The organism is Flavobacterium sp. N1736 (assembly GCF_025947065.1).
GTDB lineage: Bacteria > Bacteroidota > Bacteroidia > Flavobacteriales > Flavobacteriaceae > Flavobacterium.
Genome location: NZ_CP109994.1, coordinates 1,730,651 through 1,747,589, shown reverse-complemented (window position 1 = coordinate 1,747,589; position 16,939 = coordinate 1,730,651). Strand labels below are relative to the sequence as shown.

Sequence of the window (16,939 nt, the reverse complement as noted above, 5' to 3'; positions counted from 1 at the left end):
AATAATAATTTATTAGATTCATACAAAGTAAGAAAATAACAAAGAGAAATCATAAAAATTAGTATTCTTTTTTCTTCTTCGCATACCAATCCTGCATGATGTAAAAAGCTTTCTTTTTATTTCCGTCATTTGAGATCAGTCCTTTTCGATTATATCCGTCCTGAATTCCCGGTAAAAGTCGTTTTGGAGATCTGAAATCTACCAGAATCCACGGACTTGTACCGCTTAAATGCGGAATTTTTTCGATCATTTTTAAATTCTGAATGTACAGGTACTCCTGATATTCTTCTGTCCAGCGTTCATTTTTTTCTCCGTGAAAACCTTGTTTTGCATCTCCGCCAAATTCAGAAACCACAACCGGTTTGTTGTATTTCGTTTTCCAGGTTATTTTTTCAGCATCTTCGAGATTACCGCCGTACCATCCTAAATATTGATTAAAGGCAATTATATCCAAAAATTCGCCAATTGCATCATCGATTGTTTCTTTTTTCGTCAATAAAGCCGCGCTGATTAAGCGTGTATTGTCTAAAGATTTTGTGTGATCGACTAAATTTTTAATAAAAGTATTTCTCGCATCAGATATTGGCGTTTCATTTGCCATCGACCAAATAATAATACAAGCCCTGTTTTTATCTCTTGTAATCGCCGCTGTTAACTGATCTTCGGCATTTTTATAAGTTGCATCGTTTGTAAATTCAACCGTCCAATAGACCGGAATTTCTTCCCAAACCATTAAACCCATTTTATCAGCCGTTCTGATAATATTTTCGTTATGCGGATAATGTGCCAGACGAACATAATTGCAGCCCAGTTCTTTTGCCCAGTTTAATAAACGCAAAGCATCTTCTTCAGAATTTGCGCGTCCGCCTTTTGCGTTTTCTTCATGAATCGAAATACCGCGTAAAAAAATCTGTTTTCCGTTTAAAAGAATTTTATCCTCTTTTGTTTCAATAGTTCTGAAACCGATATTATCTTTCAGTTTTTGTCCGTTAAAATCAATCGTAACATCATATAATTTCGGGTTTTCCGGTGACCAATACGATATTTTTTTCGCCGGAATTTCGAAGTTTAAAATTCCGTCAGCACCAATTTTTCCTTTAAAATTAATCTTCAATTCAGGAATCGAAATCGCCACCGCATTTTGTGAAGCGTTTAAATTATTGATTTTGATAAACCCCGAAATTAAACCTGCATTATTCTTTTTCAGCTGAATATTATAATCTTCCACAAAAGAAGCTTCTTCTTCAATCAAAGTAACATCGCGCGTGATACCGCCATAATTCCACCAATCCGTATTTATGGTTGGAACATCTTCTTTATGGCGCGTATTATCCACTTTAATCACCAAATAATTGTCTTTTGTTTTAACAATCGAAGTCACCTCGTAATTAAAAGGCGTAAAACCACCAATATGAGTTCCGAGTTTTTTTCCGTTCAAATAAACATCAGCTTTATAATTGATCGCTCCCAAGTAAACAAACAGACGTTTTCCTGCTTTTAGATCATAGTCGAAAGATTTTTTGAACCAAACGTTTCCTTCATAATATTTCAATTCAGTAACCTGAGAAGTCCAATCGCCCGGAATAGTAATTGTAGGCGATTTATCAAAATCGTATTCTACCAATTCCTGTTTGTTTACCGCGTGATAATTACTAAAAAATGCAGATTTCGCAGGTTTTTCCTGTTTGTCATATTGATCAAGATGAAAGCTGTAATATCCCGTTTGATAAGGATCGACAATATAATTCCAAACACCGTTTAGTGAAGTTGTATGTCTGTTTGGAACATTTGATATTAAGTTTTGATTTTGTGCAAATCCAAAAATGGAAAAGGTTAGGAGTAATGTGGTTATTAGTTTTTTCATTGGTATGTATATTATTGTTTGTTTTTTGCCACAGATTAAATGATTTTTTTTCTCGCAGATTTTGCAGATTGAGCAGATTTTTTATTAGCAAAGTTTTTAAAATTAAATCTGCTCAATCTGCAAAATCTGCGAGAGACAAAAAAAAATGCATCTTACTGCGGTATTATTTTTAAATATTCACCTTTAAAACTCTGATTCAAAGCCGTCATTTCAATTGGTAAACCGGAACCATCCGGAACCACTTCAATCGAAGCCTTTCCATTTGCCATTCTAATCGATTCACTTCCCGTTGGCGTTCCTTGATTTTTCATGGTTTTTCCGCCTTTCAAACATTGAAAATAAACACTTTCTTCATAATCCAGACAGCGTAAATTGTTATTGTCAATTGCAATTGCCGTAACCAGATAATTGCCGTTTTTTAATTTTTCAGAAGACAATTGTAAAGAAGTTGCCGTATCATTTTTGTTAAAACGATAGTTTACTTTCAAAGTATCCGAAACCGTTTTGCCTTCTTTATTTTTACCAATTGCAATCAGAATATTTTCTCCTTTTTTAAAATTGACATCCCAAGTTAAGCCATTTGCAGGATATAGAGCAAGATTTCTTGTTTTTTCGCCAAGTGATTTCCCGTCATGATACAAGGTAACTTTCTCGCAATTGCTAAAAACACTAAGCGTTCTTGGCGTATTTTCAGGACCTTGACGTTCTGTCCAGGTATGCGATTCGATGTATGTAAACGGTTCTTTGCTCCAATAACTTTTAAACACATAATACGCATCTTTCGGAATTCCGTTTCTGTCTACAAGACCTTTTTGGTTCATGTACGGAATATCATCTTCCGGGCGCAATGGCGTTGCAAAATCCTTAAACGCCCATTGAACATTACCCACAAATGTTGGATCGTTCTCGGATATATGCAAATGCCAATCGAATAAATCGACGATATAATTCTCGCTCCAATCGCCAATTTGTGCAATATTTGCCACTTTAGTTTGTACAATTGCTTCTTCCCAGCCTTCGGCTTTTATGACATTTTCGCCCGTAACCGGATTCTCGCTGTGACGCCCAACGTGACTGTCACCGCCATATTCTGCATGAATAAAATGTTTGTATTCTTTTTTGTAAACGTTAATTGCTTTTTGATAACTTTTGTAACTTCCTGAATACCAGCCAGACCAGATAGAAGGGGAGAAGACGTCTACAATTTGCGAACCTTCATAATATTTTCTGATTGCCGTTTTTCGGTTCGGATCCAGTTTGTGTGCAATGTCATTTAATTCAGTTAAAAACACATTTGTTTTTTCGGTATTATCACCATCAGGAAAATCAGGAAGCCAGTTCATTTCGTTTCCTAAAGACCAAATTATAATACTCGGATGATTGTAATTTTGATTGATGATTTCGGCAAGCATATTTTTAGTATTGGTTTGCCAAAGTTCATCACCAATTCCGCCGCGACACCACGGCAATTCATCCCAAACCAGTAAACCAAGTTCGTCGCAGGCTTTGTAAATTTCAGGATCTTGCGGATAATGCGCCAAACGAACAAAGTTGGCACCCATATTTTTTATGGATTTCATATCTGCCCAATGTTGCTCGTTTGTCATTGCAGCGCCAACACCGGCTTGTTCTTCATGACGATGTGTTCCTCGAATCAATAATCGCTTTCCGTTAAGGAAAAACGGACCGTGATCTTTAAACTCAAACCATCTAAAACCTACTTTTTCGTTTACACTGTCTTTTATTTGGTTTTTCTCGGATAAAATTGCCGTAACCGAATATAAATTAGGATTATCAGTATCCCACAATTCAGGATTTTTAATGTTTTCGAAAGTAATATTTGAAGTTTTATCTGAAACGGAAATTGTTTTGCTCGCAACTTTTTTCCCTTTCGGATTTTTAAGAATCACGGTTAACGATAAATCTGTATTGTTTTCAGGATTTATGGTCGAAGCCAGAATTTGTACCGAAGCCTTTTTTGCAGAAACTTCAGGTGTTGTAATTTTCAAATTATCGATTCGGTTTTTGTATTGCGACAATAACCATACATCTCTTGTGATACCTCCATAAATAAAGAAATCACTTTTTTGCGACGGAATTATTTCGATGTCATAACTATTATCAACGCGTACAAAAATGTCGTTGTTTCCTTCGTTTATAAAATTCGTAATATCGATCGTAAACCCAATATAACCACCAATATGTCCGCCGGCTTCTTTGCCGTTTACATATACTTTGGTGGTTACGTTCGAGCCTTCAAAATATAAAAAATAGCGTTTGTTTTTATCTATTTGGGCAATGTTCAGCTTTTTTTGATACCAGCTTGCATCACGTCGGTAACCCGGATTTAAATCTGTTGCATCTTCCGCATTCCACGTATGTGGTAAATTTAAAGACGTCCAGTTTACCGCATTTTTTGCTTCGTTAAGATTCGAAGTATGATTTTCTAAATACAGCCAGTTATCATTAATATTTGTTTTGGTTCGCATTGCCGAATTATTCTGGGCAAAACCAATATTCAGACAAAATTGAAAAACAATAAAAAGTGCAAAAATAGATAATGAATTATAATGGTACGGTCGGTTCTTCATAGCTTATAAGGCTTTTTTTTAGGTGCAAAGGTGCAAAGGTGTAAAGGGACAAAGGCTCAAAGGGACAAAGGTTCAAAGGTCGAAAGTCTCAAAGTCTCAAAGTCCCAAAAGTGATAGGTTCAAAGACTTAAAACCTTTGTCCCTTTGTAACTCTGTACCTCTGTCGCTCTGTAGCTTAATAATTACTTTTTTCTTAATAATGCCTCCAGAAAATAATAGTCGGCATAGATTATTGGTTCATCGATTTCGTCGTGTTTTGGCCAGTTTCCGGTGCTGTGATCCAAAATAAAAGGTGCTTTTACGGCATCGATTAAAATATATTTTTCAGATTGTAAAGACGTCATTATTTTATCGGCAAAAGCCAGATAACTTTTATTTTTAGTATAGCCGTAAAGTTCATACAATGCAGAAGCCATAACGGTTGCAGCAGAAACATCACGTGGCGAATTCGGAATACCCGGATCTTTAAAATCCCAATACGGAATTCCGTCTTCGGGCAAATTTTTATTGGTCATAAAAAAATGAGCTGTCGCTTCGGCTTGTTTTAAATATGCCGGATCTTTGGTATATCGATACGACATCGTAAAACCATAAACTGCCCAGCCTTGTCCGCGTGCCCAAACCGAGTCGTCATTGTAACCCTGCAAAGTTGTTTTCTTTCTAACTTCGCCTGTATTTGGGTTATAATCAATAACATGATAACAGCTGTTGTCTTCTCTAAACTGATTTTTCAACGTGGTGTTGGCATGTTTTACGGCAATATCATGATACTTTTGATTTCCTGATAATTTTGACGCTTCAAACAACAATTCGAGATTCATCATATTATCGATAATAACCGGATAATCCCAAATTTCTTTGTTGAAATCCCAGGAACGAATCGCACCAACTTTTGCGTTGAAACGCGTGCATAAAGTTTCGGCGCCTTTAATAATCACATCTTTGTATTCTTGTTTGTTTTCCACTTTCAGCGCTTCTCCAAAACTGCAAAACACCTTAAAACCAACATCGTGCGAATTACTATTAACGCTTTCTTTTTTACTGAAAGGTGTCCATTTTTGGGCTTGTTCTTTGTATTTTGAATCGTTTGTAAGGCGGTATAATTGCCATAAGTTTCCGGCAAAGAAACCGCTTGTCCAGTCTCGCGACGGAACTTTTTTTATTATATTGGTTTTGATGGTCATACTTCGTGGCATCGACATCGAATCTACCGGATAATCCAGTAACATTTTATATCGGTTTTCAAGAAGGTTTTCTGCTATTGCAGAGGTTGTAGAATTAATCCCTGATTTGCACGCTGTTACCAGCAATGCAAACCCCAGGATTAAAGCAAAATTACTAACTTTATTCATACTTACGTTCTATTTTTTTATGGAATTAACCATTGAAATATTTCATTTTAACACATAGAAACATAGTTTTTACAGCTTGAAAAAGGCATTTTACTTGCATTAACAAACATAGATAGCTATGTGTGAGAAACTAGTTTCTTTTTATGCTCTTTTTTGATTTCTGCATATAAATCTATGTTTCTATGTGTTTAAATTTTTCACGCAGATTTGACAGATTCGCTATCGCGAAAAAGCTGATTTACGCAGATTTTTTTTAAACTATTTTAAAAATCCTTTTTTTCTGCGTCTTCGCGATAGCGAATCCGTTTCATCTGCGTTGAATAATAACTGCGTTCAATTAATAACCGGGATTATTCGGTTTTAAATTAGGGTTAATCGCTAATTCAGTTCCCGGTAACGGCCACAAATAATCTTTGTTCGGATCAAAATTTGCGTGAGGCTCCAATCCGTTCGGGCCAAATACTTCAGGACCATTTTTCAGTCGCTTGATATCATACCATCTGATGTATTCAAACGCCAGTTCCAGTCTTCTTTCATCAATAACCATTTTTCTAAAATCAGCCTGAGAAAGCCCCGGAGTTACATTTGCAGGAAACGAAACCTGTTTTCCGGCTTTATTTCTCGCTCTGGCACGAACACGGTTTACATAACCATCAGCTTCTGTAGTTCCCGGCGTGATCTCGTTTAAAGCTTCGGCAGCTGTCAATAGAACTTCTGCGTAACGCATTGTGATATAATTGTGTTGCGAAGTTCTTCCGTTTGCTCCGGCTTTTCCGGGAAAACGATAATATTTTGCAATATGCGGACGTGGCGCTTTTTCGTTATCGCTTGATGGATAAATCTGCAAAGCTCCGCCCGGACCGGTTTTCTTTCTGATAATAGTATCAAAACTTACTGCACGTCTGTAATCCCTTTGATCCCAGGTATTAAAAACTTTTAAAGACGGAACTGCAACAGAAAATCCCTGACCGTAACTATAACTGTCATCTTTTAATGAACCTGTAAAAAACGCTGTATAATCCTGACCGTAATTTCCTGATACTAAGTTATTAAAATCAATTGTAAACAAAGGTTCTTTTAATGTCGCCGCTTTTGTAGCGTTAAATAAATCCTGAAAATCAGCATCTAAACCTAAACCAAATTTCGCTTCATTTGAAATCACATATTTCGCTTCATCATAGGCTTTTTGGTAGTTTCCTAAAGTCAAATAAACCGATGCCAAATAACCTGCCGCAGTACCTTTTCCGGGAACAGCTTTTACTTTTGGTTTGTCTTCCAGCCATTGTTTTGCAAATTCCAAATCGGCAATAATTTTTGGGTAAACGTCTGCTTCTTTCATTCTGCTTAAAGAATTTACCTGCGAAACATCGTTAACCACAAAGTCAACATACGGAATATCTCCAAAAATTCGAACCAAATGATAATACGCAAATGCTCTTGCAAAATAAGCCTGAGCCACAATTGCGTTTACTTTTGCAGGATCTCCGGGCGTTTTTTTAGCACCTTCAATCGCCTGATTTGCAGCTGTAATAATGATATACGATTGTGGCCAAAAGTTAGCTACAAGTGCGTTGGTATCATTCATATTCATATCATTAACATCGATACGCGCAGCCTGAGTGGTTCTGTCGCCAATATCTGCCATATCGTCGCGAAGCATTAAAGCAATTGTAAATTCACGTCCCCAATAATTATTGTGGGCAATGTTGGCAAAAGCTCCGTTTACAGCGGCTTGCAAGTCATCTGTATTGTTAAAAAAGTTGTCAGGGCGGATAACTCCCACCGGATGTTCTTCAAGATCAGAACATCCAAAAGCGAATATTCCCAAGAAAAGAAAGGCTATATATTTTTTCATAATATTATATTTTTAAGGTATATTTTAACACATAGAAACATAGTTAGCTAGTTTGAAATCTATGTTTCTATGTGTTTAATAATTATTTAAACTAAAATTTTAAATTAAAACCGAAAGTAAATGTTCTCACATTTGGGTAACTTCCATATTCTAATCCTAAGTTGGTGTTACTTCTTGCGTTCGTATCGTTTAGATAATTTCCTTCAGGATCAGAACCTGGATAATCTGTAATGGTCCAAAGGTTTTGCGCGCTGATGTAGAAACGAACTTTGCTCAAACCAATTTTAGACACCACTTTTTCATCTAAACTATATCCTATAGAAACATTTTTTAAACGAATATAACTTCCATCATACACAAATCTCGAAGTAACCCTTTTAGTTCTTGCCGCATTAATTGGCACATCTGTATCTGTGTGCGTTGGCGTCCAGGCATCTAAAACTTCAGTAGTTGCATTATTGTTTCCAGAAGCCAGTTCCATCAACGTATAATTTAAGATTTGATTTCCTTCTGAACCTTGAAAAAAGATATTCAGATCAATATTTTTATAATTGAAATCATTGTTTAAACCGAAGATAAAATCAGGATTTGGATTTCCGATAATCGTTTTATCGTTAGAATCCAGTTTTCCGTCACCATTATAATCTTTGAATTTTTCTCCACCCGGAGTCGTTTCAAAATTTCCCGGAAGCACAGTTTCACCTTGTTGAATTACACCATCATAAATAAAGCCGTAGAATGCACCAACCGGCTGACCAACTCTTAAAATTTGAGAATCTGTTGCAAGAAAATGTCCTGGAGTAGAGTTGATAATAAGATCTTTATTATCTGCTAATTTCAACATTTTGTTCTTGTTCGAAGAAATATTAAAACTTGTAGACCACGTAAAATCGGCACCAATAAAGTTTTTAGAATTTATGCCCAATTCCCAGCCTTTGTTTTCTAATTCACCAACGTTTTGAAGTTGAGAAGCAATTCCGGAAACGCCCGGCAAAGGTCTGTTAAACAATAAATCTTTCGTAATTGTTTTATAATAATCTGCCGTAATATTGATTCTGTTATCAAATAAACCCAAATCAATTCCGTAATCCTGTTGATAAGATGTTTCCCATTTTAAATTCGGATTATCCAAAGAAGTCAGCTGAACCGCGTTTACAATAACGTCACCGCTTACATCATAAATTTCAGAAAACCTCGAAAGAGTAGAGTAGGCGCCAATTGACGGATTTCCGGTTGCACCATAACTCGCTCTTAATTTAAGGTTTGAAATGGTTTTATTATCCTTTAAAAAATTCTCTTTACCGATATTCCAGCCCACAGCACCGGAAGGAAAAGTTCCGTATTTGTAGTTTTTACTAAAACTTGACGAACCGTCACGACGCGCTGTAAACGTAAATAAATATTTGTCGTCATAATCAAAATTCAACCTTCCGAAAGCAGAAATCAATTCCGTTTCAGATAAATCAGAAGTCGGTTTTAAGAAAACAGTTCCCGCACCTAAATTGTGATACGAATTTGTATTAGTCAAAAATCCTCTTGAAGCGGCAAACGAACCTTCGTTTTTATTTTTTTGATACGAATAACCACCAAGAACCGTCAGGATTCCTTTGTCGATAATTTCTTTTTTATACGTAAGATAATTTTCCGTCAGGAACGAAGAAAATCTTGTATTGTTTACAGAAGCTTCTCCTTTAATATTTTTTCCTGCAATTAAAGTTGACGGAATAAATCTTCCGGTTTGCGAATTATTATCTGTTAATCCTAACGTAGTTTTAAAGTCAAGATCTTTTGTGATTTTATATTGCGCAAAGAAATTCGATCTGTTTACAATAGAAACGGTTTCTAAAACATTTTCCATTGCAGTTGCGTATGGATTATCAATATCATCGCCAATTGGCGCCGTTGATGTATAAGATCCGTCAGCATTATAAATTCCTTTATCAGGCATAAAACGATATGCAGCAGCAATTACACCCGCAGCACCAGTTCCTCCGGCGCCAGTCTGGCTAATAATTCCTTCTTTATTTTGTTTGCTTTGAAATAAATTCAAACCCACTTTAAAACGATCTGATAAATCAGCTTCAAGATTACTTACAATCGTGTATTTATCTATTCCTGAATTAATTACAACCCCGTTTTGGTTAAAGTAGTTTCCGGAAACATAATATCTCACGTTTTCAGATCCGCCCGAAAACGAAAGTGATGTATTCGAAACCAATCCTTCACGATAAATAACATCTTGCCAATCTGTGTTTGCGCCGCCATCTGTATGTGTTGTAAAACTTTTTCTGTACGCCACAAATTGCTGTGCATCTAATAAATCCAGTTTGTTATTTACAGATTGTACTGATGTAGAATTGCTGAATTCGATAACAGGTTTTCCCGGTTTTCCTTTTTTGGTCGTAACCATAATAACCCCGTTTGAACCTCTTGAACCGTAAATTGCCGTTGCAGATGCATCTTTTAAAACCTCGATAGAAGCAATATCCTGAGGCGCCGGCATAGAAACTCCCGCAAAACCATCGACTACAACAAGTGCATCACCGCTGGCATTGATCGATGTACCGCCACGAACCCTGATTTTTACAGGTGCGCCCGGTTCACCACCATTATTCGATTGTACCGAAACCCCCGCTGCACGACCTTGTAAAGCCTGTTCTGCATTTAATAAAGGATAAGCAGTTAATTCTTTTGCCGTAACCGAAGATACAGAACCGGTAATGTCGCTTTTTTTACGAGTACCGTAACCAACCACGATTACCTCGTCAAGATTTTTGGTATCTGGTTTTAAACTTACATTGATTACTGTTTTATTACCTACAGGAATTTCTACGGTTTGATAGCCAACAAAGTTGAAGACCAAAACAGCATTTTTCTCTGAAACAAAAACACTATAATTTCCATCCATATCCGCAGATCCTCCAACAGAAGATCCTTTGACATACACATTAGCACCCGGAAGCCCGAGTAAATCTTCGCTGGAAGTAACTTTACCCGTAATTTTTTTCTCCTGTGCATTCATCATGATATTTGCCAGTAAAAAAAGCACCGGAAAACACCATTTAAGCGATTTAATTTTGAGGTTTGTAAACATTCATTTTGTGGTTTTAAGGTTAATGTTAGATAAAATAAAAAAGCAATAAACTCATTCCGATTATTAACAGCATAAATAGAATTTGCAGTAATATGAATTTTGTTTTTTGGATTTTCATTGTACAAATGTAGATGTCGCAAACGATATAGAAATACAAAAAAGGGTATCTAAAAATACAGATACCCTTTTTTAAGCCTTGAAAACACTGGATTTTCTAAATTACACTTGCAGATTTGGAAAATTTATCAGCAAATTGTGTCGGAGTTTCTCCATATCTTTTCTGGAAGCATTTGCTGAAATATTTCGGATTATTAAAACCAACTTTATAACTCACTTCTGAAACATTCAGTTTATTTTGTTCCAATAATTGAGCAGCACGTTTTAAACGTATTTCATGAATAAATTCGTTTGGCGTATAATTTGTCCACGCTTTTATTTTTAAAAACAACATGGTGCGGCTTACGCCTAATTCTGCACAGAAAAACGGAATATCAAATTGCTCGTTCGAAATGTTTTCTTCAACAATCTTGAATGCTTTTTTCAATAATTCTTCATCCAGAGATGAAACCGTAATTTCTGACGGAACAAAATTGTCTTCGCTGGCAAATTTGTTTTTGAGTCTTTCGGTTGAATTCAAAAGGTTTTTAACACGAAGTTTAAATTCCATTAAATTAAACGGTTTACTGATATAATCATCAGCGCCGCTTTCTAAACCTTCAAATTTATAAACTAATGATGATCTCGATGTGAGCAGAATAACCGGAATATGACTCGTTTTTAGGTTTTCTTTTATTTTAGAACACAATTCAGTTCCCACCATTTCGGGCATAATTACATCGCTGATAATTAAATTAGGAACATGTTGCTGTGCTTTTTCAAAAGCCACTTTTCCGTTTTCGGCTTCAATAATATTGTATTCTTTTTTGAGTAAATTTTTCATAAAAGTTCGCAGAACCTTATGATCTTCGACTAACAGAATAGTTTGTTTTTCGCCATCGACTACAAAATCGTCAATATCTTCATGTTCTGTAATTTCCTGCGTTTCGAGTTGTGCGGAATATTGGGCAATATCATCGCTGATTTTAAAATCTTCGATAATTTCACTGTCTAGTAAATGCGCCCGACCTAACGGAAGCGTAACTTTAAAAACAACTCCGCCTGTTTTTTTATTTGCTACATCGATACTTCCTTTATGCAATTTGACAATGTTTTTTACGATAGACAAACCAATTCCAGTTCCTTTATTATAATTTTTCTGAACGTTATTATGCAACGGAACTTCAAAAAATAAATCAAAAATTTTGTCAATATGTTCATCGGCAATTCCGGGTCCGGAATCTTCGACGGCGATAAATAAATTCTCGTGATCATGATTGATTTTAATATTAATAGTACCGCCTTTTGGTGTGTAACGAAATGCATTCGAGATTAAATTATAAAACACACGTTCGAGTTTATAACGGTCAAAATACACCAGAATTTCCTCATTTGATGATTCAAAAGTATAGTCGTAACCGCCGTCTTTCGCATATTCTATAAAGGATAAAAAGATTTCTCTGGTAAATTTTACAATATTTCCGTTTGCAGATTCTAATGTAACCTGATGATTTTCAAGTTTTCTAAAATCCATCAAGCGGTTAATTAAACTTAGAAGATGATTCGCGCTTCCTTCAATAACCAACAGCTTTTTGTACATTTCATTTGTACCGTTATAATCGGCTAAAATTTGCTGTAATGGTCCTAAAATCAAAGTCAGCGGCGTTCTGAATTCGTGCGAAATATTAGTAAAGAAATCCAGTTTTGCACGGTTATTTTCTTCAATACGTTTGGTTTCCAGATACTCCAGTTCCAGTTTTTGTTTCAATCTGGCTTTCGATTTCATAATCCAGATTAAACCATATAATCCCAGACCAATTACAATTCCGTACAATAAAAATGCCCAGATACTGCGCCACGGAGCCGGTTTTACAACAACAGTTAAAGTAGTTGGAACTCTGTTCCAAACTCCGTCGTTATTGGCGCCGCGTACTTCAAAAACATACGTTCCCGGATTTTGAATTGCATAAATCGCTTCCGGATTTTTAGTCGTTGTCCAGTTATTTTCAAGCCCCGTTAAACGATAACTGTATTGATTGTTTTTTGACCGAATGTAGTTTGGAATCGCAAAATTAATGGAGAAATTTGCCTTGTCGTAATCCAGCGTTATTGTTTTGGTATAACCAATACTTTCTTCTAAAATTTCTGTAGAATCGTTGGCATGAACCGTCTCGTTTTTGATTTTCAAATCTGTAATTAAAACCTGAGGCGCATATTGATTTAAGGAAATTTTTCGGGCATCAAAATAAGTCGCTCCGGACGGACTTCCGAAATAAAATTTGTTCGAATCAAGTTTTAAAGCCGCATTGTCATTAAATTCATTGCTCGCCAAACCATCTTTTTGATCGTAAATGATAACCGTTTTTCGGGTTGTGCTGTATTTTATAATACCCTGATTGGTACTAATCCAAAGGTTTTTATCATCATCTTCCAAAATAGAATGGATTGATGTGATAACTGTATTTCCTATTTTCAGGTTTATTCTGTTGAATTTTTTCCCATCAAAATAATGCAGTCCTTTTGCTTTTGTTCCCACCCATATTTTGTTTTGAGAATCCTGAAACAATGTCAAAATATCATCGCCGGACAAAGCGGCACTATCAAAAAAGAAATGTTTTATCGCATATTTATTCGGGTTGAAATTTTGTAACGAAATAAGATTCAAACCATTTTGCGAACCAACCCAAAGACGTTTTTGTCTATCGACAAGAATTGTACGAATGATATTATTGGTTAAAAAATTGGGTTTTGTATTGTCGTTTCCAATAATCTGAAAAGTTTTAGAAAGCGTATTGTACCTGATTAATCCTTTGCTAAAAGTACCAATCCATAAAATGCCGTTTCCTTCTGTTTTAATCGAATAAACGCCGGTTTCTTTCAGTAAATCATTTAGTTCCGATGAAATTCTATAGTCTTCAATTCGTTTAGAAATCGTGTTATAAGCCGAAATTCCCTTAGAAAAAGTGCCCAGCCACAAAACATGATCTTTGTCGAGACACATCGATTTAATGTCGTTTTTAGTCGTCTGACCACTTTTGCTGTTAATGTAACTCGTAGTTTCGTTTTTTGTATTGTAAATCGTGATTCCGCCGCCTTCAGTTCCAAAATAAACATTCTGATTTTTATCAGCAATAATCGAACTTACGACATCAAAACTCATCGGAATCTTTTTCGAATTCTGATTATAATTGGAGAAATTCACGTTTGAAACATCCCAAATATTCACACCTTTATAATAACAGCCAATCCAGACAGAACCTTTTTTATCCATATAAACCGATTTCACCTTATCGATTCCGTTGCTGTTATTACTGTTATTTATTTCATGAATGCTTTTATCTTCGCCTAAAATGTAGATTCCGTCGTATGCGCCAATCCACAACGAACCGTTATTATCAATGGCCAAAGCACGAATATCCGTATTAATTTGGCGGTATTTTTCGGGAGATAAAAAAGAAACAAATTTGTTCGCTGAAGTATCAAATTTTAAAAGACCAACGTTTTTTGTTCCAATCCATAAATTACCTTGTTTATCTTCGGCAAGAGCCTGAACATTCAGTAAATCGGTATTGTTTAAAGGATAATTTTTAAAAATGAATTTTCCGTTTTTTCTACTCGTCAGCAAACACAAACCTTTCGTAGTTCCAATCCAGATTTCTCCTTTTTTGGTTTTTAAAATACTCAGAATATTATTGCTTGGCAAGGTCGAATTATCTGTTTCTGAATTAAAAACAGACGTAAACTGACTTGTTTTTCTATTATAAATCGTCAAACCTTTTGAAGTTCCAAACCACATTTCGCCGCCAATTTTTTTGATCGACCAAATGGCGTTACTGCTTATCGTATGATTGTTTTTGGTATGTAAATATCTTGTAAATGTGTTCGTAACAGGATTATAGCAATTCAGTCCGTTGTAAGTTCCAACCCATAATTGTCCCGAATCATCTTCTTCAATAGCCAGAATATCGTTGTTGCTAATAGATGATTTATTCGTTACATCGTTTCTAAAAATAGTAAATCGGCTTCCGTCGTATTTATTAAGACCGTCGCGTGTACCAAACCACATTTGCCCAAATTTATCCTGATGAATCGCAATAACCGAACTCTGCGAAAGCCCGTCAGTTGTCGAGATATTTTTAAGACGATATTTATTTTGGGAAAACATATTCCCGGAAATAAACAGTAAAACCAGAAAAGCTATTTTGTATTTCATGAGGTTTTTTTTAAAGGTGCAAAGAGGCAGAGGTTCAAAGGTTCAAAGGAACAAATAGATATAAACTCATTATCTCTGAGCCTTTGTATCTTTGCACCTTTGTAACTTTTTAAAAATTATTTCTTCAAGCGCTTATTTAATTGATAATCATACAGCGAAGGCACTTTGTCCAACGACGTATTTAAAAATTCAATATAAGCGTCAGGTTCGTATTTTACTTCGAATTTAGCGTTGCCATTTACACCAATAATTCTTGCAAACGGTCCATCTTTCATGCCGTAAAGCAAAACCGGTTTCGTTATTTCAGAAGGGTTTTCGACCTGAACATTCAAATTCCAAAACGTGCTGAAAGGTCCGTGTGAAGGTTTCCAATAATCGGCACCGCCGCCGCCAAACAAATAATAACTATTGTTTTTGTCCGGTGAAATATGCACGGTAATATGATCAAATAAATTTTGATGATTTGCTCCAGAATGCTGATCTAAAAGCGCATCGGCAAAAATTTCACAGTTTTGATACACGTTTTTAGTCGCAAAAGTGTTGAAACTTAACGGATGAACAGCTTTATTATAAATTTTTAAATTCTTCACCAAAACATTATGAACGCCGCCTAAAGTAACGGTATAATGCGCCATATGATTTCCATCGGTTACAATATCCTGAATCGTAACGTTTGAAATTTCTTCACCTAAAATTCCGCTGTCGGCATTTGTGATCGTGACATCTTTTACCCAACTATTAAAAACACGCGTTAAAAATATAGCATTATTTCCCGGTTCTACATGATGCGCAACTCTTGGAATATCAGGAAAAGTAAACCGAATATGTTCGATGCCAACTTCGTTTAGATGTTTCCATTCGACCAATTGCGCCTGATAACTTGGTTTTATCGAAATTGTCAAAGGCGTTTTTATGGTGATTTTAGAGCCTGAAATTTTAGTAATTTCAACTTGTTGTCTTATAATTGGAAGCATTGGAAATTTCCAATGATGAGAACCCGGCTTTACTTTTGCGCCTTTATAAAGATCCTGAATGATTTCGCCGTTTTCGCCATCTTTATTAAACAATTGAAGTTCGACAATATCACCAGCTTTCAAACCTTTTACATCAGAAACATTTATAATATGTTCGCCCATATTTCCGGAACTTACTTTCGCCAAAGGATTTGGAGTAGGTTCGTATTTATCGAGATATGATTTTACACGTTCGCCGGGAATTTGTGTCCAGATAAATCCTCCCGACCATGCATATTGCGAAAAAGACAAATCGACATTGTTTTCAGGTTCGCGTTGTCTTTTATCAAAAGTGGTTAAATATTCGCGAAGTTCTGCCAGCGATTCAGGATCTTTTAAATACATCATCGGTCGCGGGCAATAAATCTCAGTTCCGTTTTCGCCGGAACCTGTACCGCGAAGCACAAAATTGCTTCTTTCGATATATAAAACAGCACTCAGAATAATTTTTCCGGCAGGCAATTGCAAAATTACATTTCCTTCGGTTTCCGTGGCGGCTTTTATGGCTTTCAATAAAGCTTTAGAATCATCTAAACCGTCATTTGCTTTTACACCAAAATCTGTGGCATTAATAATTTTCCCTTGAAATTCAGGAATCTGGCTTTCGCCGAAGTGATAACCCGCGTAGCTAAAATCAGGTAAATAATTGGTTTTTGATTGTAGAATTTTAGGCAATTCCTGAGCCATTGTAATACTATTTACAAAAAGGCTGCAACAGATAATAATGGCTTGACGAATCATGGTTTTGTGGTTGGTTTGGTTAGTTAGTAGTTTGTCACTATTTGTCATTTCGACGGAGGAGAAATCACACTAGTAATTCGACAAAGATTGGCGATTATCTATACGGAGTTTTGTGTGCGA

7 protein-coding genes are annotated in these 16,939 nt (G+C 35.8%); all 7 read right to left on the bottom strand.

Annotated elements, in window-relative coordinates:
• Positions 1 to 58: 58 nt before the first annotated feature.
• Positions 59 to 1,864 carry a glycoside hydrolase family 2 protein gene (locus OLM54_RS07415; RefSeq protein ID WP_264537954.1) on the bottom strand — a complete coding sequence of 602 codons (1,806 nt, stop codon included), beginning with the start codon at positions 1,862 to 1,864 and terminating at the stop codon, positions 59 to 61.
• A gap of 152 nt (positions 1,865 to 2,016) precedes the next feature.
• The gene (locus OLM54_RS07410) at positions 2,017 to 4,455 is read right to left on the bottom strand and encodes a glycoside hydrolase family 2 protein (protein WP_264537953.1); all 2,439 of its coding nucleotides are present in this window, start codon (positions 4,453 to 4,455) and stop codon (positions 2,017 to 2,019) included.
• 182 nt (positions 4,456 to 4,637) lie between these two features.
• Complete coding sequence (locus OLM54_RS07405; RefSeq protein WP_264537952.1) at positions 4,638 to 5,807, bottom strand: glycoside hydrolase family 88 protein; 1,170 nt, start codon at positions 5,805 to 5,807, stop codon at positions 4,638 to 4,640.
• Positions 5,808 to 6,144: 337 nt separating this feature from the next.
• A complete protein-coding gene (locus OLM54_RS07400) occupies positions 6,145 to 7,662 on the bottom strand; it encodes a RagB/SusD family nutrient uptake outer membrane protein (RefSeq protein ID WP_264537951.1) in 1,518 nt (505 codons plus the stop codon).
• A 91-nt stretch (positions 7,663 to 7,753) separates the two neighbouring features.
• On the bottom strand, positions 7,754 to 10,756 hold the full coding sequence (locus OLM54_RS07395; RefSeq protein ID WP_264537950.1) for a SusC/RagA family TonB-linked outer membrane protein: 3,003 nt from the start codon (positions 10,754 to 10,756) through the stop codon (positions 7,754 to 7,756).
• Between the two features lie 214 nt (positions 10,757 to 10,970).
• The gene (locus OLM54_RS07390) at positions 10,971 to 15,065 is read right to left on the bottom strand and encodes a two-component regulator propeller domain-containing protein (RefSeq protein WP_264537949.1); all 4,095 of its coding nucleotides are present in this window, start codon (positions 15,063 to 15,065) and stop codon (positions 10,971 to 10,973) included.
• Positions 15,066 to 15,181: 116 nt separating this feature from the next.
• The gene (locus OLM54_RS07385; RefSeq protein WP_264537948.1) at positions 15,182 to 16,819 is read right to left on the bottom strand and encodes a glycoside hydrolase family 55 protein; all 1,638 of its coding nucleotides are present in this window, start codon (positions 16,817 to 16,819) and stop codon (positions 15,182 to 15,184) included.
• Positions 16,820 to 16,939: the final 120 nt, after the last annotated feature.

Excerpts from the sequence above, each read along its gene's own strand:
- OLM54_RS07395 (WP_264537950.1), bottom strand. The coding sequence starts at position 10,756 with ATGTTTACAAACCTCAAAATTAAATCGCTTAAATGGTGTTTTCCGGTG.
- OLM54_RS07410 (WP_264537953.1), bottom strand. The coding sequence starts at position 4,455 with ATGAAGAACCGACCGTACCATTATAATTCATTATCTATTTTTGCACTT.
- OLM54_RS07385 (WP_264537948.1), bottom strand. The coding sequence starts at position 16,819 with ATGATTCGTCAAGCCATTATTATCTGTTGCAGCCTTTTTGTAAATAGT.
- OLM54_RS07415 (WP_264537954.1), bottom strand. The coding sequence starts at position 1,864 with ATGAAAAAACTAATAACCACATTACTCCTAACCTTTTCCATTTTTGGA.
- OLM54_RS07390 (WP_264537949.1), bottom strand. The coding sequence starts at position 15,065 with ATGAAATACAAAATAGCTTTTCTGGTTTTACTGTTTATTTCCGGGAAT.
- OLM54_RS07405 (WP_264537952.1), bottom strand. The coding sequence starts at position 5,807 with ATGAATAAAGTTAGTAATTTTGCTTTAATCCTGGGGTTTGCATTGCTG.
- OLM54_RS07400 (WP_264537951.1), bottom strand. The coding sequence starts at position 7,662 with ATGAAAAAATATATAGCCTTTCTTTTCTTGGGAATATTCGCTTTTGGA.